The organism is Lysobacter sp. P5_B9 (assembly GCF_054049835.1).
The window spans coordinates 237,923-258,478 of record NZ_JBFULP010000001.1; the positions used below are offsets into that span (position 1 = coordinate 237,923).

Here is a 20,556-nt window from a genome sequence, read left to right on the forward strand (position 1 = left end):
GCATGCGGGGGAAGGCTGGGATGGGGGTCATCGTGTCCCCCGCCTGCCCCCACCCCAACCCTCCCCCGCAAAGCGGGGGAGGGGGCCTCATGCCCCAAAGCCTTCCCCGTGTGAGCGGAGGAAGGGCCTCATGCCCCAACCCTCCCCGTGCGAGCGGGGGGCCACGCCCCTGGAGCGTTCCATGTCCACTGTGACAAACCAGCACCTGCTCGACCCCGGCTTCGCCCTCACCTTGCGGCCGATGCGTTACCCCGCGTTCTACGAGATGTACAAGGACGCGATCCGCAACACCTGGACGGTGGAGGAAATCGATTTCGGCATCGATCTCAACGACCTGCGCCACAAGCTCAGCGCCGCCGACCGCCACCTGATCGAACGCCTGGTTGCCTTCTTCGCCACAGGCGACTCGATCGTGGCGAACAACCTGGTGCTGAACCTGTACCAGCACATCAACGCGCCCGAGGCGCGCATGTACCTGTCGCGCCAGCTGTACGAGGAGGCGCTGCACGTGCAGTTCTACCTCACGCTGCTCGATGCCTACATTCCCGATCCGGCGCGCCGCGCGGAGGCCTTCGCCGCGATCGAGAGCATTCCCTCGATCCGCGCCAAGGCCGCGTTCTGCTTCAAGTGGATGGATTCGATCCAGTCGCTGCGGCAGTTGGAGACGCGCGAGCAGCGCCGCGCCTTCCTGCTCAACCTCATCTGCTTCGCCTGCTGCATCGAGGGCCTGTTCTTCTTCGCCGCGTTCGCCTACGTCTGGTTCCTGCGGTCGCGCGGCCTGCTGCCGGGCCTGGCCAGCGGCACCAACTGGGTGTTCCGCGACGAATCCGGCCACATGGCCTTCGCGCTGGAAGTGATCCATACCGTGCGCAGCGAGGATCCCGGCCTGTTCGATGCCGGCATGGAACGCGATGTGCGCGCCATGCTGCGCGAGGCGATCGAGGTCGAGGCCGGCTTCGCCGACGACGTACTCTCCGGCGGCGTCAACGGCCTGTCGCCGCGCGAGATGCGCCAGTACCTGGAGTACGTCGCCGACCTGCGCCTGTCCGCGCTGGGCCTGGCGCCGGAGTTCGGCGCGAAGAATCCGTTCCCGTTCATGGACCTGCAGGACGTGCAGGAGCTGACCAACTTCTTCGAGCGCCGCGTCTCGGCCTACCAGGTCGGCATCAGCGGCGCGGTCGGCTTTGACGACGCGTTCTGAGGACGCAGCCGCCGTTGCTCCCTCTCCCGTTTACGGGAGAGGGTTGGGGTGAGGGCAGTGCGGGAGAAGGAACGGGCCCGCCGCAAGCCGAATTGCCACGCCTAGTAGAATGCGCGCAGGCGTGGGCTGGAGCAGGGCATGACGTTGCGGATCGCGATGGCGCAGTTCGATTTTCCGGTCGGTGCGGTGGCGAAGAACGCCGACCGCCTCATCGAGATGATCGCCTCGGCGCGGGACGAATACGGCGCCGACGTCGTGCTTTTCCCCGAGCTGGCACTCAGCGGCTATCCGCCCGAGGACCTGCTGCTGCGCCCGGCCTTCCTTGCCGATTGCGAGGCGGCGATCGGGCGCATCGCCCGTGCCGCCACCGGCATCGTGGCCATCGTCGGCTGGCCGCAGGCAGCCGGTGCGATCGTGTACAACGCGGCCAGCGTGATGCGCGACGGCCGCATCGCCCACACCTACCGCAAGCGCGAACTGCCCAACTACGCGGTGTTCGACGAGCGCCGCTACTTCGATGTCGATCCGGACCGCGATACCTGCGTGTTCGAGCTCGACGGCGTGCAGGTCGGATTGGTCATCTGCGAGGACCTGTGGTTTCCCGAGCCGATCGCGGAGACGGTGGCTGCCGGTGCGCAGCTGGTCCTGGTGCCGAATGCCTCGCCGTTCGAGCGCGACAAGCATGCGCAGCGCGATGGCCTGCTGATGCAGCGCGCGCAGGAGACCGGCGCCGCGATCGCCTATCTCAACACCGTGGGCGGCCAGGACGCGGTGGTGTTCGACGGCGGCTCCGTGGTCGCCGATGGCGACGGCACCGTGCATCCGGCGGCGGCCTTCGCCGACCAGTGGCTGGTGGTGGATTTCGATGCGGAAGCGCGCCGCTTCACCCCGCTGCAATGGATGGAGGATGGCGACGAGAGCCGCGATGCCCTGGCCTGGCGCGCGGTGGTGCGCGGCACGCGCGACTACTTCGCCAAGAACGGATTCAAGCAGGCCTGGATCGGCTTGTCCGGCGGCATCGATTCCGCGCTGGTGCTGGCGATCGCGGTCGACGCGCTGGGCGCAGAGAATGTCACCGCGGTGCGCATGCCGTCGCGTTACACGGCGGGCATCTCCAATGACCTCGCGCAGGAGCAATGCCGCAGGCAGGGCGTGCGCATGATCACCGTCCCGATCGAGAAACCGTTCCAGGGTTTCCTCGAGGCGCTGGCGGAGCAGTTCGCCGGGCACCCGGTCGATACCACCGAGGAGAACCTGCAGTCGCGCAGCCGCGGCGCGATCATGATGGCGCTGAGCAACAAGTTCGGCGGGCTGCTGCTGACCACCGGCAACAAGAGCGAGTATGCGGTGGGCTATGCCACGATCTATGGCGACATGTGCGGCGGCTACGCGCCGCTGAAGGACCTGTACAAGACCGAGGTGTTCGCGCTGGCGCGCTGGCGCAACACCGTGGGCGACATCGTCATTCCGCAGGGCGTGATCGACCGCCCGCCATCGGCGGAACTGCGCGAGAACCAGAAGGACCAGGATTCGCTGCCGCCCTACGACGTGCTGGATGCGATCCTGTATCGCCACGTCGACCTGGAGCAGTCGCACCAGGACATCGTCTCGGCCGGGTTCGATGCCGCAACGGTGGAGCGGGTGCTGCGGCTGGTACGGATCAGTGAATGGAAGCGGCACCAGGCGGCGCCTGGGCCGAAGGTGTCCCGCCGTGCGTTTGGGCGCGAGCGGCGCTATCCGATCAGTAATGGGTATACGGGGGACTGACGGGCGCGGGAGCGCCAGTTCATTCCACGACATCGCCGTGTTTCATCGCGGTGCGGCGCGAGCGGCGCTATCCGATCAGCAATGGGTATATGGGCGACTGACAGGCGCGGGGCGCAGGTTCATTCCCTCCACGCAGTTCATTCCCCTCGCGCGCTGCGGCGCGTTTGAGTCCAACATTGCCTTGTTTCATCGCGGCGCGCCGACAAACAAAAAAGCCGCCCGGGGGGCGGCGTTTTTGCGATTGCACGGCAGCGCTGTCAGTGCTTCTCGTTGTCCAGCGCCGACTTCTCGCCCGCGAACGGGTTGAGCTTGCGCAGGTTGCTCGGGTAGTCCGGCCAGTCGCCACGCAGGTACGGGTGGTTGGGTTCGTTCTGCTGCAGCACGCGCTTGGCGTCGTCGGCCAGTACCTGGTTGCCCAGGCCGGTGTAGGCGGCGGCCAGCGTGGCCACGGCGTCGTTCTGGTATTTGCTCTGCGGGTAGGTCTCGAGCACGCGCTTGGCACGGTCGGCCGCGGCCACGTAGGCGGTGCGGCGCAGGTAGTACAGGGCGACGTCGAGATCGTGGCGGGCGAAGACGTTGCGCAGGTCGGCCATGCGCGCGCGGGCGTCCTCGGCGTAACGGCTGTTCGGGTAGCGCTCGGCGACGATCTGGAAGTCGTTGTACGCCTGCTGCGGGGTGGCCAGGTCGCGACGGCTCGGGTCGAGGCGCCATACCTGCTGCAGGAACACGGTGTCGCGGCTCGAATCCACCAGTCCGCGCAGGTAGTAGATGTACGAGGTGTTGCGGTGGGTCGGGTAGGTGCGCAGGAAGCGGTCGATGCTGCTGATCGCGTCGTCGTGCTTGCCCGCCTTGTACTGGGCGTAGGCGGTTTCGATCAGCGCCTGCTCGGTGTAGGGACCGTACGGGTACTGGGCGACGAGGCGGCGGAAGGTCACTTCGGCGCCGTTCCAGTTGCCGTGCTTCATCAGGCCGTGAGCCTTGGCATAGAGCTCTTCGACCGGCTGGCCTTCATCGGCTTCCTTGTCCTTGAACAAGCCCTTGCTACAGCCGGAACCGGCGAGGACGGCGATCAGCAGCAGCGAAAGCAGGACGCGCGGAGCGATGCGGTTACAGCTGGGGGTCATGGGAGGCTTGGACGGACGCCGGAGGCACGAAACCCGGATAATAGCAGCCCGGCGATCCGCCCCCTGAACCAAGTCCCCCCATGAGCGGCTCCGCTAACCTCCTCTCCGCCACCGTTCCCGACAGCAGCGCCGGTCGCCGCTTCGATGCCGTGCTGGCCGAACTCTTCCCCGACTACTCGCGTTCCCGGCTGTCCGCCTGGATCAAGTCGGGCGACGCCCGCCTCGATGGCAGGGAAGTCCGGCCGCGCGATCCGGTCCGCGGCGGCGAAGCCGTGACCCTGACCGTGGTCCTGGACGTGCAGACCCATTCCGAGCCCGAGGACATCGCCCTGGACGTGTTGCACGAAGACGAGCACGTCTTCGTGATCAACAAACCGGCCGGGCTGGTGGTGCATCCGGGCGCGGGCAACCCGGCCGGCACCCTGGTGAATGCGCTGCTGCATCGCGACCCGGCGCTCAATGCGCTGCCGCGGGCGGGCATCGTCCATCGCCTCGACAAGGACACCTCCGGCGTCATGGTCATCGCGCGTACGCTGCCGGCGCATACCGCGCTGATCGAGCAGCTGTCCTCGCGTGAGGTGCACCGCCAGTATCTCGCGGTCGTGGTCGGCGCGCTGGTGTCCGGCGGCACCGCCAACGCGCCGATCGAACGCCACCCGCGTGATCGCATCCGCATGGCCGTGCGCGACGACGGCAAGGATGCGGTCACCCATTTCCGCCTGCGCGAGCGCTTCCGCGCCCACACCTTGCTCGAGTGCCGCCTGGAAACCGGTCGCACGCACCAGATCCGCGTGCACATGGCCCACCTCAAGCACCCCATCGTGGGTGACCCGCTCTACGGCGGTCCGTTGAAGCTGCCCAAGGGCGCCACGCCGGAGCTGATCGAGGCGCTGCGCGGCTTCCGCCGCCAGGCACTGCATGCCGAAGTGCTGGAATTCGCGCATCCGGTGAGCGGCGAACCCGTGCGTTGCAGCGCCCCGGTACCCGACGACATGCGTGGCCTGGTGCGCGCGTTGCACAACGATGCCGTGGCGGCGAAGCAGGACGGTCGCTGAGTCATGCACGCGGCCTTCCTGCCCGCCGCGTGGCCCGTGCCGAAGTCGGTGCACGGCTTCACCACGCTGCGGCATGGTGCCGGCGTGTCGCAGGCGCCGTTCGACAGCTTCAACCAGGGGCTGCGCTCGGGCGACGATGAAACCGCGGTGGAGCGCAACCGCCGGCAGCTCGCCGAGTACGCGGAGTTGCCATCGGCGCCGCACTGGCTGCGGCAGGTGCATGGGGTCGAGGTCACGCGCGTCAACGAGGCCGCCACGTCGATCGAACCCGAAGCCGATGCCGCGGTGACTTCCACGCCGGGCGTGGTGCTCGCGATCCTGACCGCCGATTGCCTGCCCGTGCTGCTCGCGGCGAGGGACGGCGGCGAAGTCGGTGCCGCGCACGCCGGCTGGCGCGGCCTGGCAGCCGGCGTGCTGGAAGCCACCCTGAACAAGATGCACACGCCGCCCGACCGGCTGGTGGCCTGGCTGGGACCGGCGGCCGGACCACGCAGATACGAAGTCGGCGTCGAGGTCTACGACGCCTTCGTCGCCAAGGACTGGGGCGCGGCGCGCGCCTTCACGGTCACACGGCCCGACCACTGGAATGTCGATCTCTACGCACTCGCCCGGCGCCGCCTCGAAAAGGCCGGGCTGCGTGCCGACGACATCCACGGCGGCGCGCTGTGCACGATCGCCGATCCGCAATCGTTCTATTCGCATCGTCGCGACCAGCGCACCGGTCGCATGGCGTCGCTGGTATGGATGGACCCGGCTCGTTGAACGCGCCAGCTCTGAACGTGTCCGTTCAGAACATGTCTGTTCAGAATCTGCCTGCCTCACCGCTGCTGTTTCCGGCGCTGCTCGGCTGTCACGGCTTTGCGCCTGGGCCACGCGGTTGCCGCCTGCGGGAATAGGCCCGATCGCAGTCGACATCGCGGCCACGCCCGGCGCTGAACGTTGGACGCGGCACATTGCCGGCCATGCGATGTCGTCACGCCTGTGGGCGGGCAATGGCCTGCTCTGCGAGCGTCTGGGTCTGGTGACGTTCGGATTCCGCCTCGACGTCGAAGAAGGTGCGACCGAAGGCAGCACACTCGTTTGGCGCGTCGCGCACGTCCGCGTGCTCGGGATCGCGCTGCCGACCGCCTGGTTCACGGGCGTGGAAGCGCGCGAGTCGCAGCGGCAGGAACGCTATTGTTTCGACGTCCGCGCAGCACTGCCGTTCGCAGGACTGCTGGTTTGCTACGAGGGATGGTTGCATGTCGATTGACGGCGATCCGCGCCCGGTCATCGTGTTCGATGGCGTGTGCGTGTTGTGCAACGCGTGGGTGCAGTTCCTGCTCCGACGCGACAGTCGCGCGCAATACCGGTTTGCGGCCATGCAAACGCCGAGCGGTCGCGCATTGCTCTTGCGCCATGGGCTGGATCCGGACGATCCGGTGTCCTTCCTGCTGGTGGAGCGCGGCCTAGCGTTGCAGGACACCGACGCGATCGTTCGCGTGGTGACCGAGCTGGGTGGTGCGTGGCGATTGGTGCGCGCTGCCGCCATGCTGCCCCGCCCGTTGCGCGATCGCCTGTACCGCTGGCTCGCGCGCAATCGCTATCGCTGGTTCGGCCGGCGCGAGGTGTGCATGCTGGTACCCCCGGGATGCGAAGACCGCTTCCTGCAATGAGAGCTCACGCCGCGCGCAATGTAGCCAGAAAATGCTGCCGCCACGCCGTGATGTCGTGGTGCCGGAGCCGTCGCATCATCGCCTGCCAGCGTTCGCGCCGCTCTTCCAGCGGCATCGCCACCGCGATCGCGATGGCATCGGCCACGCCGTCGAGATCGTAGGGATTCACCAGCAGGGCCTGGGTGAGTTCTCGTGCGGCACCCGCGAAGCTCGACAGCACCAGCACCCCCGGATCTTCGGCGTCCTGCGCGGCGACGAACTCCTTCGCGACGAGGTTCATGCCATCACGCAGGGGCGTCACCAGGGCCACGCGCGCCAAGCGCAGGAAACCGGTCAGCGAGGCGTGCGGATAGTTGCGGTTGACGTAGCGGACCGGCGTCCAGTCGGCATCGGCACGCGTGCCGTTGATGTGGCCGGCCAGTTGTTCGAGTTCGCGCCGCAGCGACCGGTATTCGGGCAGCGTGTCGCGCGAGACCGGCGCGATCTGCAGGAAGGTAAGGCGTCCACGCTGTTCCGGATGGCGTTGCAGGTAGCGCTCGAAGGCGCGGAACCGCTCCGGCAGACCCTTGGAATAGTCCAGCCGGTCCACCCCGATCGCGAGGGAACGGCCCGACATGCTCGCCGCGAGCCGCTTCACGCTCGCCTTGCCCACCGCCTTGGCCGCCAGGAGGCTGATCTGGTTCGTGTCGATGCTGATCGGGAACGCCCCGGCGCGCAGCTGCCTGCCGCCCGCGGTTTCCAGCACACCGTGTTCGACCACGCGTCCGCGGCCGAACAGGCGCACGTAATCCTGAAAGCGCTCGAGGTCGCGCTCGGTCTGGAAACCGACCAGGTCGTACGCCGACAACCCTTCGAACAGCCGGCTGTGGTCCGGCAATGCCGCCAGCAGGTCGGATGACGGCATCGGCACGTGCAGGAAGAAGCCCAGCCGACACCGCGCGCCGCGCTCGCGCAACAGCTGCGCCAGCGGGATCAGGTGGTAGTCGTGCACCCAGACCACGTCGTCTTCGTCGAGCAGCGGTGCAAGGCGCTCGGCGAACAGCGCGTTGACGCGCAGGTAGCCGGCATACATCTCGCGGCGGTAATCGACCAGGTCCATGCGGAAGTGCAGCAACGGCCAGAGCGTGCGATTGGCGAAGCCGTTGTAGTAGTCGTCGCGGTCCTGTTCGGACAGGTCGACGGTGATGTAGCGGACGTTGCCGGCGTCGATTTCGTGCATGTGCCCGGATTCGGCGGCGATACGCCCGCTCCAGCCGAACCAGAGTCCACCCGATTCCTCCATCGCCGCCTTCAACGCGATCGCCAGTCCGCCCGCGCGCGATTCGCCGGGGAGGGCGACGCGGTTGGACACCATGACCAGCCGGCTCATTGCCCAGGACCCGTGCTCACACCGCGTCGCGCCACGGCCGCGACAGCCGCATCGCCGCGATGATGAGCCCGACGTGCGAGTACGTCTGCGGGAAGTTGCCCCATGGCTCGCCGTCGAAGGCGAGGTCCTCGGACAACAGGCCCAGCGGATTGCGGCGCGAGAGCAGGCGCTCGAACATCCCGCGCGCTTCCTCCAGGCGTCCTATCGCAGCGAGCGCGTCGATGTACCAGAAGGTGCAGATGGTGAAGCTGGTTTCCGGAACGCCGAAGTCGTCCGGCGCGATGTAGCGGAACAGTGCATCGCCGTGCAGCAGCTCGCGACCGATGGCTTCGACGGTGGCGATGAAGCGCGGATCGTCCGCGGCGACGAAACCCAGGTCCGCCAGCAACAGCAGCGAAGCGTCGAGCCGGTGTCCGCCGAAGGCGTCGACGAAATGGCCGCGTTCGCGGTCCAGCGCGGCGTCCACGATCCTTGCGTGCATCTCGTCCGCGCGCACGCGCCAATAGTCGGCGCGGATGGGCAGGTGCAGGTGGGCGGCGATCTTGGAAAGGCGATCGCACGCGGCCCAGCACATCGCAGCGGAATAGGTATGCGTTTCGGCGCGACCGCGGAATTCCCACAGGCCGGCGTCGGGCTGCTCGTAGAGTTCGTACGCGCGCTCGCCGATCGGTTCCAGCCGCGCGAAGACGGTGGCGTCACCGGGGCGGTTCAGGCGCTGGTCGAAGAACAGCTGCGTCGACGCCAGTATCACGCTGCCGTACACGTCGTGCTGCTTCTGCAGCCATGCCAGGTTGCCGCGCCGTACCGGGCCCATGCCGCGATAGCCCGCCAGCGAAGGCACTTCCTCCTCGGCGAGCTCGGTCTCGAAGCCGATCCCGTACAACGGCTGAAGCGCATCGGATACGAAAGTGGCGAGGTTGGACAGATAGCGTAGATAGTCTTCCATGGTGCGCGTCGCGCCCAGGCGGTTGAGCGCGCGCACCACGAACGCCGCATCCCGCAGCCAGCAATAGCGGTAGTCCCAATTGCGCACGGTGTGCGGTGCTTCCGGGATGGAGGTGGTGATCGCGGCGACTATCGCGCCGGTGTCCTCGTACTGGCACAACTTCAGGGTGATCGCACTGCGGATCACGGCGTCCTGCCACTCCAGCGGGATCGACAGGTAGCGGCTCCACTCGCGCCAATAGTCGACCGTGCGTTCCTCGGCGAGGCGCACGTAGATCCCGACCGGCTCGGTGAGCGTCTCGTCCGGGCCCAGCAACAGGTGCGCATCGCGATCGAGCACGAACGGCAATGCATCCCGGAGCATGCGTACCGGCAGGTCACTGGTCAGGCGCAGGGTGATGTCGGACAGAAGGTAGCGCACATGGTTGCTGCCCCAGGTGGTGTCGGGAATTCGCGCGCCGTAGTCCGCAAGCGGTCGCAGCAGCACGCGGATGCGCGGGCTGCCCGATAGCGGGCGCACGCGGCGCATCAGCATCACCGGCCGGAAGTAGCGATCGTGCTGGCGCCAGCGCGGCGCGAAATCGGTGATCTCCACCGCCCCGCCGTTGCCGTCGCGCAACACCGTCCGCAACACCGCGGTATTGGGGAGGTAGTGCTGTTCCGAAGACACGCAGTCGAGCAGCTCGATCGTATAGTCACCACCGTCGTTGACGGGAGAGAGCAGGGCGCAGAACGCGGGGTCGCCGTCGAAGGCGGGCACACAGGCCCAGACGATACGTGCGCGGCTGTCGATCAATGCCGCGATGCTGCCGTTGCCGATGATGCCGAGGTCGAGCGTGGACATGCGCGGATTCCCTTCAAGCGCCGCCTGTCGCGGCGGGTGGATGCAGTGGTGTCACTGGACCGCTTCGGGCGCGAGCAGCCTGGCGGCTTCGCGCAGCCAGGCGCGTACGACGCCAGGGTCGTGCAGGCCATGGCGGGCGGCGCTGTTCGCGCGCGTGCCGACCAGTACGCTGATGCCGTGTCGCGCGTTGACGGCCTCGAAGCCGTGCTCGTCGGTGAGGTCGTCGCCGATGAACACCGGGAAGCGGTTGCGGAACTCCTCGCTCTGCAGCAGCGCGATGATCGCGTCACCCTTGTCATGGCCATCCGGGCGCAGCTCCAGTACGTCGTTCCCGGGCTGCAGGCAATAGCCGGGGAGTTCGATCAGCGCCGAGGTCGCGAACTCATGCAGCGGCTCCTCGGCAGCCGGCGCGTTGCGCCAATGCAGGGCGATGGTGATGCCCTTGTCCTCGACGATCACGCCGGGGTACTTCGCGGCGAGCGCGCGCGCGGCGGCGAGCACGGACGCGATTTCGCGCGGCGCCTCGTGCCCGGCGAAGGCGCCATCGCGCCGCTGCAGTCCGTGCAGGCCGATCGCGGGCAGCCGCAACGGCGCAAACAGCGCATCGAGGGTCTCCAGCCGGCGACCGCTGACCAGCGCCAGCGCGCCGCCGAAGGCATCGTGCAGGCGGCGCAGGTCGTCGATGAGATCGGCAGGCACATGCACGCCGTCGGGTGATGGCGCGAAATCCAGCAGGGTGCCGTCGACGTCGAGGAACAGGGCCCAGTCGTGCGCGGGCGGCGGGGGCGGCGGCAGGCGGGCGGGGTCTGCGCTCATGCACGGCATTGTGATGGCCGGGATGTAAGCATCAGGTGCATGCGCAATGGCGCTGGCGGCTGGCCGAACGGCCGCGCCACCCAGCGCCCCTGGTGCTTGAAAGCGCACCGGGAGCCCGCATTTCCGGGGAAGTTGCGGCACGGCCGCCCTGATTTCCCGAGGTTCCCCCCCATGCGGATGGACAAACTCACGTCGCGCTTCCAGCAGGCCCTGAGCGATGCGCAGTCGCTCGCCGTCGGCCGCGACCACAGCGTCATCGAACCCGCACACCTGTTGGCCGCGCTGCTTGATCAAAGTGGCGGCAGCACGCGCCCGTTGCTGGCTCAGGCCGGCGTCAACGTGCCGCTGCTACGCGAGCGCCTGGGCGAGACGCTGGAAAAGCTGCCGAAGGTCAGCGGCCAGGCCGGCAACGTCAGCATCGGCAACGACCTGGCGCGCCTGCTCAATGTCACCGACAAGTACGCGCAGCAGCGCGGCGATGCGTTCATCGCCTCGGAACTGTTCGTGCTCGCCGCACTCGAGGACGGCGGCGAAGTCGGGCGTGCCCTCAAGGCGGCCGGAGCGACGAAGCAGAAGCTCGAAACCGCGATCGACAAGGTCCGCGGCGGCGAAACCGTGCAGTCCGAGAACGCCGAGGACCAGCGCCAGGCGCTGGACAAGTACACCATCGACCTCACCGAGCGCGCCGAGAGCGGCAAGCTCGACCCGGTGATCGGCCGCGATGAGGAGATCCGCCGTACCGTGCAGGTGCTGCAGCGCCGGACCAAGAACAACCCGGTGCTGATCGGTGAACCCGGTGTCGGCAAGACCGCGATAGTGGAGGGCCTGGCCCAGCGCATCGTCAACGGCGAGGTGCCCGAAGGCCTGCGTGGCAAGCGCGTGCTCTCGCTCGACATGGGCGCGCTGATCGCCGGCGCCAAGTTCCGCGGTGAATTCGAGGAGCGCCTCAAGGCGGTGCTCAACGACCTGGCCAAGAACGAAGGCCAGGTGATCCTGTTCATCGACGAGTTGCACACCATGGTCGGCGCTGGCAAGGCCGAGGGCGCGATGGATGCCGGCAACATGCTGAAACCTGCCCTGGCCCGCGGCGAGCTGCATTGCATCGGCGCGACCACGCTCGACGAGTACCGCAAGTACGTCGAGAAGGACGCCGCGCTGGAGCGCCGCTTCCAGAAGGTCTTCGTCGGCGAGCCCAGCGTGGAAGACACCATCGCCATCCTGCGCGGGCTGAAGGAGAAGTACGCCGTGCACCATGGCGTAGAGATCACCGATCCCGCGATCGTCGCCGCCGCGACGCTGTCCCATCGCTACATCGCCGACCGCCAGCTGCCGGACAAGGCCATCGACCTGATGGACGAGGCGGCGTCGCGCATCCGCATGGAGATCGATTCCAAGCCCGAGGAACTCGACCGCAAGGAGCGCCGCCTGATCCAGCTCAAGATCCAGCGCGAGGCCTTGAAGAAGGAAAAGGACGACGCCTCCAGGCAGCGCCTGGCCGACCTCGAGGACGAGATCGCCCGGCTCGAGCGCGAGTTCAATGACCTCGAGGAAGTGTGGAAGGCTGAGAAGGCCATGCTGCAGGGCGCGACCCGGATCAAGGAGCAGATCGAGGCCGCCAAGCTCGAGCTCGAGGCCGCGCAGCGCAAGCAGGACTTCGCCGCGATGAGCGAGATCCAGTACGGCAAGTTGCCCGAACTGGAAAAGCAGCTCAAGGCCGCGCAGGAAGCCGAAACCAAGGGTTTCACGCTGCTGCAGGACAAGGTCACCGAGGAGGAGATCGCCGAAGTCGTGTCGCGCTGGACCGGCATCCCGGTCAACAAGATGCTCGAAGGCGAGCGCGAGAAGCTGCTGAAGATGGAGGACCAGCTGCATGCGCGCGTGGTCGGCCAGGACGAGGCGATCAAGGTCGTGTCCGATGCGGTGCGGCGTTCGCGCGCGGGACTGAGCGATCCCAATCGCCCGTCGGGTTCGTTCCTGTTCCTCGGCCCCACCGGAGTGGGCAAGACCGAACTCTCCAAGGCGCTGGCCGAATTCCTGTTCGACTCGGCCGATGCGATGGTGCGCATCGACATGAGCGAGTTCATGGAGAAGCACGCTGTCAGCCGCCTGGTCGGCGCGCCTCCGGGCTATGTCGGCTACGAGGAAGGCGGTTACCTCACCGAAGCCGTCCGTCGCCGTCCATACAGCGTGATCCTGCTCGATGAGGTGGAGAAGGCGCATCCGGACGTCTTCAACATCCTGCTGCAGGTGCTCGACGACGGCCGCCTCACCGACGGACAGGGCCGCACCGTCGACTTCCGCAACACCGTGATCATCATGACGTCGAATCTCGGCAGCCAGATGATCCAGGACATGGCAGGCGACGATTCACCCGAGGCCTACACGCAGATGAAGGCCGCGGTGATGGGCGTCGTGCAGGCGCACTTCCGCCCGGAGTTCATCAACCGCCTCGACGACATCGTCGTGTTCCATCCGCTCGACAAGGCGCAGATCCGCGAGATCGCGCGCATCCAGTTGCGCGGACTGGAGAAGCGGCTCAACGAACGCGGCTTGAAGCTGGCGTTGTCGGATGCCGCGCTGACGCTGCTGGGCAACGTCGGCTTCGATCCGGTCTACGGCGCGCGTCCGCTCAAGCGCGCCGTGCAGCAACAGCTGGAGAATCCGCTGGCGCAGCGCATCCTGGCCGGCGAGTTCAATGCGGGCGATACGGTGCAGGTCGATGCGGCGGGTGGGCAGTTGGTGTTCCACAAAGCCTGAGCGAAGTCGAACACCCACTCGTGAAGTCGAACACCCGCTCATCCCGAGCTTGTCGAAGGATGCCGCCGCAACTTCACCGCCGAGGGGCGTCCTTCGACAGGCTCAGGACGAGCGGCCTTCGAATGCAACAGCGGCGATACGGTGCAGGTCGATGCGGCGGGTGGGAAGTTGGCGTTCCACAAGGCTTGAGCGAAGTCGAACGCCCACTCGTGAAGTCGAACACCCGCTCATCCTGAGCTTGTCGAAGGATGCCGCCGCAACTTCACCGCCGAGGGGCGTCCTTCGACAGGCTCAGGACGAGCGGCCTTCGAATGCAACAGCGGCGATACGGTGCAGGTCGATGCGGCGGGTGGGAAGTTGGTGTTCCACAAGGCTTGAGCGAAGTCGAACACCCGCTCATGAAGTCGAACACCCGCTCATCCTGAGCCTGTCGAAGGATGCCGCCGCCACTTCACCGCTCAGGGGCGTCCTTCGATAAGCTCAGGACGAGCGGCCTTTGTCTGCCCTGGACTCCAATCGGCATAAGTCAAGCTCCTGCCCGCCACCGCCCAGCTCCTGCTCCCCCACCGCGCAGCTGATAGACTTCGCGCCGCCTGAGGTGACCGTCGCGACGCGGCGGTTGAAACGGGAATCCGGTGCGCCCTCGTCTGGTCGACGAAACAGGCAATTCCGGAGCTGCCCCCGCAACGGTAAGTGTTGAGCCAGGATGGCTCGGGACCGGCGAATGCCACTGTGCGCACTGCACGGGAAGGCGCCGCTCCCGGACGCGAGCGAGCGTCCGCGCACAAGCCCGGAGACCGGCCCCAGGTCTGACCCGACAAGCGGTGGGCTTTTGTCGCGGGCCATGCGCTTTCGCGTGCCTCGCATTCATTCCTTGCCTCCTGTCGTCCATCCCGAACCACCGCGCGGGACAGGCGCGGCCAAGGAGTTTCCATGCACTACCGTAATTTCCATGCCCCGCGCCGCACGCTGCTGGCGATCGGCCTGCTGGGCTGCGTCGCCCCTGCATTCGCGGCCGATGCCGCACGCGGTGCCACCGAACTCGACGACGTCATCGTCACCGCCTCGCGCACGCCGCAGGCGCCGGATTCCGCGCTCGCCGCCGTCACCGTGATCACGCGCGAGGACATCGAACGCCGCGCTCCGGCCTCGCTGCCGGAACTGCTGCGCGGCATGCCGGGTATCTCCATCGCCGCGAATGGCGGACCGGGCAAGGTGGCCTCCACCTTCCTGCGCGGCACCGAATCCGACCATGTGCTGGTGCTGGTCGACGGCGTGCGCATCGGCTCGACCACCAGTGGCGGCGCCGCGTTCCAGGACATCCCGGTCGAGCAGATCGAGCGCATCGAGATCGTGCGGGGCCCGTTCTCCAGTTTGTACGGCTCGGATGCGATCGGCGGCGTGATCCACATCTTCACCCGCCGTCCGCACGATGCCTTCGATCCCACCTTCAACGTCGGCGCCGGCAACTACGGCACCCAGCGTTATGGCGCGGGCATTGGCGGCCGCGGCGAGACATCCGACGGCCGGGGCGGCTGGTACCAGGTGCACGCGGCGTATGAAAGCACCGACGGCTTCGACAGCTATCGCGACAATCCCGGCAACCCCTTCGATGACTTCACCCTGGATACGGATCGCGACGGCTATCGCAACCAGTCGCTGTCGCTGGGCGCCGGCCACCGTTTCAACAAGGCGTGGGACGTCGAGGCGCGCGCGCTGCGCGCGGAAGGCAACAACAAGTACGACGGGTTCAATGACGAATCCGACATCGTGCAGCAGGTTGTCGGCGGTCGCGTGCGATATGCACCCAGCGACAAGGTTACGGTGAGCCTCAACCTCGGCCGCAACGATGACCTCAGCGACAACTTCTCGCTGGGCGTGCCGAATGGCCACTTCGATTCGCACCGCACCAGCGGCTCGCTGCAGGGCGATTTCGGCGTGGGCGAGGGCCTGGCGACCCTGGGTTACGACTGGCGTCGCGATGAAGTCGGCAGCGACACGCCGTATGACCAGACCACTCGCATCACCCGCGGCGTGTTCGGCCAGTGGCAGCAGGCCTTCGGCGCGCACTCGCTGCAGTTGGGCCTGCGCCGCGACGACGACACCCAGTTCGGCGGCGAAACCACCGGCAGCGCCCGCTGGGGCTGGGATTTCACCCAGGCCCTGCGCCTGACCGCGAGTTACGGCACCGCGTTCCGCGCGCCCACCTTCAACGATCTGTACTTCCCGTTCTTCGGCAATTCCGACCTGGCGCCGGAAACCTCGTGCAGTTTCGAGCTCGGCCTGCGCGGCAAGCACGGCTGGGGCGGCTGGTCGGTCAACGCGTTCGAGACGCGCATCGACGACCTGATCAGCTACGACCCCACACCGAAGCCGGAACGTCCGTTCGGGCAGCCCAACAATGTCGACGAGGCCCGCATCCGCGGTACCGAAGCGACGGTCGACGCGACGGTGCTGGGCTGGGCGGTTCAGGGCAACATCACCTGGCTGGATCCGCGCAGCACCAGCGGTTTCGACGACGGCAACCTGCTGCCGCGCCGTTCGCGCACCAACGCGCGCGTGGATGCGGATCGCAGCTTTGGCGCCTTCAGCGTCGGCGCCAGCGTCGTCGCCACGGGCGAGCGCTACGACGATCCGGGCAACACGCTGCGCATGGGCGGTTATGCCACGACCGACCTGCGCTTCGGCTACACGTTTGCGCAGGCATGGACGCTGCAGGTCAACGCGAACAACGTGTTCGACAAGACCTACGAGACGGCGATGTTCTATCCGCAGGCGGGGCGCAACTGGTTCGTGAGCCTGCGTTACGCCGCGAAGTAACCACTCGCACCACCCGCTGCGTTCAAGGCCGCCGATGTCCGCGAGGGCATCGGCGGTTTTGTTTTCAGGTGGCCGGCGGCAGGTGCCGCTCGCCGCGGTACGGCGGCGTCGCCATCACCATCTCGGCGAAGCTATGCGCCAGTTCGCGTTCGGCCATGACCGTGGCGTCCGCGCCGTGTTCGAGCAGGTGCTTGACCTCGGCGTCGCTGTGGCCGCGCGCGACGATGCTCAGCGCCGGGTTCAACTTGCGCAGTGTGGCGATGATCTCGCCGGCTTCCAGCGCATTCGGGATTGCCAGCAAGGCCATGTGCGCGCGTTCCGGCACGGCTTCGCGCAGCACGCCTTCGTTGACTGCATTGCCGCGGATGGCGGGCAGGCCGTCGGCGCGTGCGCGTGCGATGAGATGGTCCTCGCCGTCGATCACCACCAGCGGCACGCCGTGGTCGTGCAGCACGCGGGCGAGTTCGCGGCCGACGCGGCCGTAGCCGACCAGCAGCACGTGGTCGCGGATGTCCGGCGGTATCGGCGCCGCGCGGTCGGCCTCCTCCTGCGTGAGGCGCGCTTCGGCGGCGGTGCGGCGGTCCAGCCATGCCATCAGCAACGGGTTGAACGTGATCGAGAGCAGGGCGCCGGCGAGGATCAGGTCCTGGCCGGCGGTCGGCAGCACGCGCAGTTGCACGCCGAGGCCGGCGAGGATGAAAGAGAACTCGCCGATCTGCGACAGGCTGATCCCGAGCAGCAGCGCCGTGGCGCCGGACCTGCCCCACAGGCGCGCGACCGTCCACGCCGCCAAGCCGTTGCCGAACACCACGATCGCGAACGTCGCCAGCACTTCCAGCGGGCGCTCGACCAGGATCATCGGGTTGAACAGCATGCCGACCGAAACGAAGAACAGCACCGCGAAGGCATCGCGCAGCGGCAGGGTTTCGGTCGCGGCCTCGTGGCTGAACTCGGATTCGTTGAGCAGCAGGCCGGCGAAGAACGCGCCCAGTGCGAACGACACGCCGAACAGTTCCGCCGATCCGAATGCGAAGCCCAACGCGATCGCCAGGATGCACAGGGTGAACAGCTCGCGCGAGCCGGTGCCGGCGACGCGTTCGAGGATCCAGGGCACCACGCGGCGCCCGACCAACAGCATCACCGCGATGAAGCCGCCGACCTTGAACAGGGTCTTGATCAGCGCGGTAATCACTTCCACGCGGTCGCCGCCATCGCCCTTGAACATGCCGGCCATGGCCGGCAGCAGCACCAGCACGAGCACCATCACCAGGTCTTCGACGATCAGCCAACCCACCGCGATGCGGCCGCGACTGGTCTCGAGCAGGCGCCGTTCCTCCAGCGCGCGTAGCACGACCACGGTGCTGGCGACCGACAAGGCCAGCCCGAACACCAGGCCCGCGCCATTGTCCCAGCCGAACCAGCGGGCCAGTCCCCAGCCCAGCAGCGACACGAACAGGATCTGCACGATCGCGCCGGGTACCGCGATCCACCTCACCTCGAGCAGGTCGCCCAGCGAGAAGTGCAGGCCGACGCCGAACATCAGCAGGATCACGCCGATCTCGGCGAGCTGCGGCGCCAGCGTGGGGTCGCCGACAAAGCCCGGCGTGAACGGCCCGGCGATGATGCCGGCCACCAGGTATCCCACCAGCGGCGACAAGCGCAGCCGCTGCGCCAACGCGCCGAAGATGAAGGCCAGGCCGAAGCCGGCGACGAGGATGGCGATGAGGGAGGTGTGGTGCATTCGGCCTCGATGTGGCGGGGGAACCATCCTCAATGGGGGTATCCGGCGCTGCGTCCAGTGCCGGGATGTGCAGTGGACCGATGTCGCAAAGGCGGAATTTGCCGGCTTCAGGGCCGATGGGTGCCCCCAGGCAACCGGGAAACCCCGGTCGCCACCGTACAATACCGCCCATGATTGCTTTTCGTGATTTCGCCCTGCGCCGGGGCGAACGCCTCCTTTTGTCCAACGTCGACCTGGCCCTGCAGGCCGGCTGGCGCCTGGGCGTCATCGGCCGCAACGGCACCGGCAAGTCCTCGCTGTTCGCCGCGATCCAGGGCGAGGTCGAGGCCGATCGCGGCGATATCGACGTGCCCGCACGCGTGCGCATCGCCAGCGTGGCCCAGGAAACGCCGGCGCTGGACGATCCCGCGCTCGATTTCGTCCTGTCCGGCGACGCGAAGGTGCACGCGGTCATCCAGGCCGAACGCGCGGCCATGGAGCGCGAGGACTGGGAGGCCGTCGCCGAGGCCCACCACAAGCTCGAAGAACTCGGTGGCTACGACGCCACCGCACGCGCCGGCAAGCTGCTGCACGGCCTGGGCTTCACCGCCGACACCCATGCGCGTGCGGTGAAGGAATTCTCCGGCGGCTGGCGCGTGCGCCTGAATCTCGCCCGCGCGCTGATGACGCCCAGCGACCTGCTGCTGCTCGACGAACCGACCAACCACCTCGACCTCGATGCGGTGCTGTGGCTTGAGCAGTGGCTGCTGAAGTATCCCGGCACGCTGCTGCTGATCTCGCACGACCGCGAGTTCCTCGACGAAGTCACCACGCACACGCTGCACCTGCACGACGGCAAGGCCAAGCTCTACACCGGCGACTACACCGCCTTCGAGCGCCAGCGCGCCGAACACCTGCGCCTGCAGCAGATCACCCACGAAAAGGTACAGGCCGAGCGCGCGCACCTGCAGAGCTTCATCGACCGTTTCAGTGCCAGCGCCGCCAAGGCCAAGCAGGCGCAGTCGCGGGTCAAGCGCCTGGCCAAGATGGCCAATACCGAGGCGGTGCGTGCCGAGCGCGCGCTGCGCATCGAATTCCCGGCGCCGGCGAAACTGCCGCACGCATTGCTGCGCCTGATGCATGCAGATTGCGGTTACGGCGATCACACCGTGCTGGACCAGGTGGGCTTCATCCTCGAAGCCGGCGACCGGGTCGCCCTGCTAGGTCCCAACGGCGCCGGCAAATCCACGCTGGTGAAATCGCTGGTCGGCGAGATCCCGTTGCTCACCGGCGAACGCGGCGGCCATCCGGACCTGCGCATCGGCTACTTCGCCCAGCACACGGTGGAATCGCTGCGCGAAGGCACCAGCCCGATCGATCACCTCGGCGACATCGCCCCGGGCGTGTCGACGCAACAGCTGCGCGACTTCCTCGGCAAGTGGAATTTCCCTGGCGACCGCGCGTTCGAATCGGTCGACAAGTTCTCCGGTGGCGAACGCGCGCGCCTCGCGCTGGCCTTGATCGCATGGCGCCAGCCCAACGTGCTGCTGCTCGACGAACCGACCAACCACCTCGACCTCGACATGCGCGAGGCCCTGGCCGAAGCGCTGGCGACGTTCGATGGCGCGATCGTGCTGGTCTCGCACGACCGTCACCTGATCGGCCTGGTCTGCGAGACGTTCTGGCGCGTCGCCGATGGCGTGGCGCAGCCGTTCGATGGCGATCTCGATGCCTACGCGGTATGGCTGCGCACGCGCGAAGCGACGGACAGCAGGACCAAGGCAGCGGCCAAGGCCGCGCCGGCACCGGCCGCTGCCGCCACGAAGAAGAAGCCGCCGAACCCGCACAAGCTGGCGCAGATGGAAGCTCGCGTCGCCGAGTTCGAATCGAAGCTGCATGCGATCGACATGGACCTGGCCGATCCGGACGTCTATGCCGATGGCGCCACCAACGCCAACGAGTTGTCGCGCCAGCGCGATGCGCTGGCGGCGGAACTCGCCCGGGCCGAGGAAGACTTGCTGGCGCTTTACGACGCGGCCTAGGCCTGCGCCGCTTGAATCCCTGGAGTCCGACCTCCAGTTTCCTGCTCGCGGCGCCCGCCGCGCTCATCCGATCCCAGAAGTGCCCTTGCCATGCCGATCTACGCCTTCGAGTGCGCCGCCTGCGGCCATAGCTTCGACCGCCTGCAGAAGATGTCCGACCCGGATCCGACGGTGTGCCCGTCGTGCCACGCAGAGCAGGTGCGTCGCCAGCTGACCGCGCCGCAGTTCCGCCTGGCCGGCGGCGGCTGGTATGAGACCGACTTCAAGAAGGACGGCGACAAGAAGCGCAACCTGGCCGGGGACGGCGCGGCCGCGTCGCCTGCGGCGGACAGCAAGCCTGCGGAAGCCATGCCTGCGGAAAAGAAGGCCGAGCCGGCGCCGGCGCCAAAGTCCGACACCAAGCCGGCCTGAGTTCGCCAGCCCCAACAGAAAACGGCGGCC

General features: G+C 67.6%; 15 protein-coding genes and 1 riboswitch. Of the genes, 10 read left to right on the forward strand and 5 right to left on the reverse strand.

What is annotated here, in order from left to right; all coding sequences use genetic code 11:
* The first annotated feature begins 181 nt into the window (after positions 1 to 181).
* Together ACXJJ9_RS01070 and ACXJJ9_RS01075 are read left to right on the forward strand one after the other, a co-directional pair.
* Entirely contained in the window at positions 182 to 1,201 is a 1,020-nt protein-coding gene (locus ACXJJ9_RS01070) for a ribonucleotide-diphosphate reductase subunit beta (protein ID WP_457095443.1), read from the forward strand.
* Between the two features lie 138 nt (positions 1,202 to 1,339).
* On the forward strand, positions 1,340 to 2,968 hold the full coding sequence (locus ACXJJ9_RS01075; RefSeq protein ID WP_457095444.1) for an NAD+ synthase: 1,629 nt from the start codon (positions 1,340 to 1,342) through the stop codon (positions 2,966 to 2,968).
* A gap of 257 nt (positions 2,969 to 3,225) precedes the next feature.
* Here the strand turns inward: ACXJJ9_RS01075 and ACXJJ9_RS01080 are convergent, their stop codons facing one another.
* Positions 3,226 to 4,092, reverse strand: a complete 867-nt coding sequence (locus ACXJJ9_RS01080; protein WP_457095445.1) for an outer membrane protein assembly factor BamD — start codon at positions 4,090 to 4,092, stop codon at positions 3,226 to 3,228.
* Positions 4,093 to 4,172: 80 nt separating this feature from the next.
* Between ACXJJ9_RS01080 and rluD the strand changes: the two genes are divergently transcribed.
* The 4 genes from rluD (at position 4,173) to ACXJJ9_RS01100 (ending at position 6,802) form a co-directional block, all read left to right on the forward strand.
* Positions 4,173 to 5,147 carry a 23S rRNA pseudouridine(1911/1915/1917) synthase RluD gene (gene rluD, locus ACXJJ9_RS01085; protein ID WP_457095446.1) on the forward strand — a complete coding sequence of 325 codons (975 nt, stop codon included), beginning with the start codon at positions 4,173 to 4,175 and terminating at the stop codon, positions 5,145 to 5,147.
* A gap of 3 nt (positions 5,148 to 5,150) precedes the next feature.
* Entirely contained in the window at positions 5,151 to 5,909 is a 759-nt protein-coding gene (gene pgeF / locus ACXJJ9_RS01090) for a peptidoglycan editing factor PgeF (protein WP_457095447.1), read from the forward strand.
* 115 nt (positions 5,910 to 6,024) lie between these two features.
* Positions 6,025 to 6,399 carry a DUF4166 domain-containing protein gene (locus ACXJJ9_RS01095; RefSeq protein ID WP_457095448.1) on the forward strand — a complete coding sequence of 125 codons (375 nt, stop codon included), beginning with the start codon at positions 6,025 to 6,027 and terminating at the stop codon, positions 6,397 to 6,399.
* Positions 6,389 to 6,802 carry a thiol-disulfide oxidoreductase DCC family protein gene (locus ACXJJ9_RS01100; RefSeq protein WP_457095449.1) on the forward strand — a complete coding sequence of 138 codons (414 nt, stop codon included), beginning with the start codon at positions 6,389 to 6,391 and terminating at the stop codon, positions 6,800 to 6,802. The genes ACXJJ9_RS01095 and ACXJJ9_RS01100 overlap by 11 nt, the downstream gene beginning before the upstream one ends.
* A 4-nt stretch (positions 6,803 to 6,806) precedes the next feature.
* Here ACXJJ9_RS01100 and otsA read toward each other — a convergent pair whose 3' ends face one another.
* The 3 genes from otsA to otsB are packed head-to-tail and all read right to left on the reverse strand — an operon-like array spanning position 6,807 to position 10,776.
* Positions 6,807 to 8,171, reverse strand: coding sequence for an alpha,alpha-trehalose-phosphate synthase (UDP-forming) (gene otsA, locus ACXJJ9_RS01105; protein ID WP_457095450.1), 1,365 nt, complete (start codon positions 8,169 to 8,171; stop codon positions 6,807 to 6,809).
* A 16-nt stretch (positions 8,172 to 8,187) separates the two neighbouring features.
* Entirely contained in the window at positions 8,188 to 10,002 is a 1,815-nt protein-coding gene (locus tag ACXJJ9_RS01110; RefSeq protein WP_457096133.1) for a glycoside hydrolase family 15 protein, read from the reverse strand.
* Positions 10,003 to 10,011: 9 nt separating this feature from the next.
* Positions 10,012 to 10,776: a trehalose-phosphatase gene (otsB, locus tag ACXJJ9_RS01115; RefSeq protein ID WP_457095451.1), complete on the reverse strand. Its 765-nt coding sequence runs from the start codon at positions 10,774 to 10,776 to the stop codon at positions 10,012 to 10,014.
* A 171-nt stretch (positions 10,777 to 10,947) separates the two neighbouring features.
* Between otsB and clpB the strand changes: the two genes are divergently transcribed.
* Positions 10,948 to 13,533 (forward strand): ATP-dependent chaperone ClpB, encoded by a 2,586-nt coding sequence (gene clpB / locus ACXJJ9_RS01120; RefSeq protein ID WP_457095452.1) that lies wholly within the window; start codon positions 10,948 to 10,950, stop codon positions 13,531 to 13,533.
* 579 nt (positions 13,534 to 14,112) lie between these two features.
* Positions 14,113 to 14,353, forward strand: a riboswitch (cobalamin riboswitch).
* A gap of 113 nt (positions 14,354 to 14,466) precedes the next feature.
* A complete protein-coding gene (gene btuB, locus ACXJJ9_RS01125; protein WP_457095453.1) occupies positions 14,467 to 16,353 on the forward strand; it encodes a TonB-dependent vitamin B12 receptor in 1,887 nt (628 codons plus the stop codon).
* Between the two features lie 64 nt (positions 16,354 to 16,417).
* On the opposite strand, the gene ybaL is transcribed toward btuB, so the two are convergent.
* Entirely contained in the window at positions 16,418 to 18,094 is a 1,677-nt protein-coding gene (ybaL, locus tag ACXJJ9_RS01130) for a YbaL family putative K(+) efflux transporter (protein WP_457095454.1), read from the reverse strand.
* Positions 18,095 to 18,264: 170 nt separating this feature from the next.
* Here ybaL and ACXJJ9_RS01135 point away from each other — a divergent pair, with 170 nt between their 5' ends.
* On the forward strand, positions 18,265 to 20,115 hold the full coding sequence (locus tag ACXJJ9_RS01135) for an ABC-F family ATP-binding cassette domain-containing protein (protein WP_457095455.1): 1,851 nt from the start codon (positions 18,265 to 18,267) through the stop codon (positions 20,113 to 20,115).
* 90 nt (positions 20,116 to 20,205) lie between these two features.
* Positions 20,206 to 20,526, forward strand: coding sequence for an FmdB family zinc ribbon protein (locus tag ACXJJ9_RS01140; protein WP_457095456.1), 321 nt, complete (start codon positions 20,206 to 20,208; stop codon positions 20,524 to 20,526).
* The last annotated feature ends 30 nt before the right edge of the window (positions 20,527 to 20,556 follow it).